The sequence below is a fragment of the uncultured Campylobacter sp. genome (assembly GCF_938045595.1).
Taxonomy (GTDB): domain Bacteria; phylum Campylobacterota; class Campylobacteria; order Campylobacterales; family Campylobacteraceae; genus Campylobacter_B.
Genome location: NZ_CALIBB010000054.1, coordinates 1 through 1,238, shown reverse-complemented (window position 1 = coordinate 1,238; position 1,238 = coordinate 1). Strand labels below are relative to the sequence as shown.

General features: G+C 36.3%; 2 protein-coding genes and 1 pseudogene. 2 read left to right on the top strand and 1 reads right to left on the bottom strand.

Annotation, left to right across the window (positions count from 1 at the left end; all coding sequences use genetic code 11):
- Positions 1-392: pseudogene (locus tag Q0340_RS02255) on the bottom strand (purine-nucleoside phosphorylase); the annotation flags it as partial.
- Between the two features lie 169 nt (positions 393-561).
- On the opposite strand from Q0340_RS02255, the gene Q0340_RS02250 reads away from it, so the two are divergent.
- On the top strand, positions 562-819 hold the full coding sequence (locus tag Q0340_RS02250) for a hypothetical protein (RefSeq protein WP_297879771.1): 258 nt from the start codon (positions 562-564) through the stop codon (positions 817-819).
- 18 nt (positions 820-837) lie between these two features.
- Positions 838-1,238, top strand: a 401-nt coding sequence (locus Q0340_RS02245; RefSeq protein WP_298081990.1) for a tetratricopeptide repeat protein, incomplete at its 3' end; no start/stop codon positions are given.

Here is a 1,238-nt window from a genome sequence, read left to right as displayed (position 1 = left end):
AGCGCCGATATCTCGCAGTTTACAGCCGATCTGCTTTCATAAATTTTTAGAATTTCACCCTCTTTATATAGCCCTGCAGAACCCACGAAAATGATCTCGCTCGGCAATGCATTTAAAATTTTATCGGGATTTTGAGATAAATTCGCCTTTCTCGAGGCGGACGGATTTGCTAAATTTAGCTCATTGTCCGCTTGCGAGTGCGTCGCAAAAGGCGCCAGAGCCGCTAAATCCGCCGCCCGCTCATCCGCAAAATCGCGCTCATATTTAGCGTAAAAGCCTGCCATAGCGCGCTTTTGCAAAAATGCCGTCAGATTTATGCTCATATCGATTAGCCCCACGCCCATAGGTAGCGCGAATGGAAATACTTCGTTTCGTCCCGCCGAGATTATCATTTGCGTATCGCACCTTTGTTATTTTTATCTAATCATAGCCAAATATCAATAAATTTAAGGCTAAATTTTAAAATTCGGCGCGGTAAAATAGCGAATAAATTAAAAATAAATTTAAGCAAATTCTCAGGGGGGGGTATTATTGAGACTAAAATTTAAATAAGGAGAGCGTATGGATAAATATGAAAAATTTGTGTTGTCGTTCTTTACGGGAATATTATCGAGTGCTTTGACTACGTTATTTATAAATGGGATTGGTGCCAATACTTTGAGTTCTTTGGTATTGATCGTTTTAAGCGCTATCTCTATTTTTGGCATTTCTTGTATATTTTTTGTAACCAATAAAAGAGAAGAAAGAGAAAAACAAGAGCAAGAAATTAAAAATGAGCAAAAGCACAAACATACTATATTTTATTACTATGAAATTTAAATTTTTAAAGGAGAAAAAATGAAAAAAATTATTTTAAGTTTAGTCGCTTTTGTGTCTTTAGTGTTTGCAGATACCGATTATAATTTTGCTACAGAACTCGAAAAAAAATGCACAAGTATCGGCACAACAAATGAATGCTATGGTGCTGGATTAATATATCACTACGGTGCAGAGGGAGTAAAATTGAATTATGATAAGGCCCTAAAATTCTTTAAAAAAGCATGCGAAGCAAAAGAAGATAGTAAGGAGAAATTTAGTAGTTGCTTTCAGTTGGGACTCATGTATGAAAATGGACGCGGAACGAAACAAAACTACAAAAAAGCGATGGAACTATATACAAAAGCATGCAATGAATATAAAAATGACGGCGATTGCTTTGGGCTTGCTTATGCGTATGAATATGGGATTGGCGTAAAACA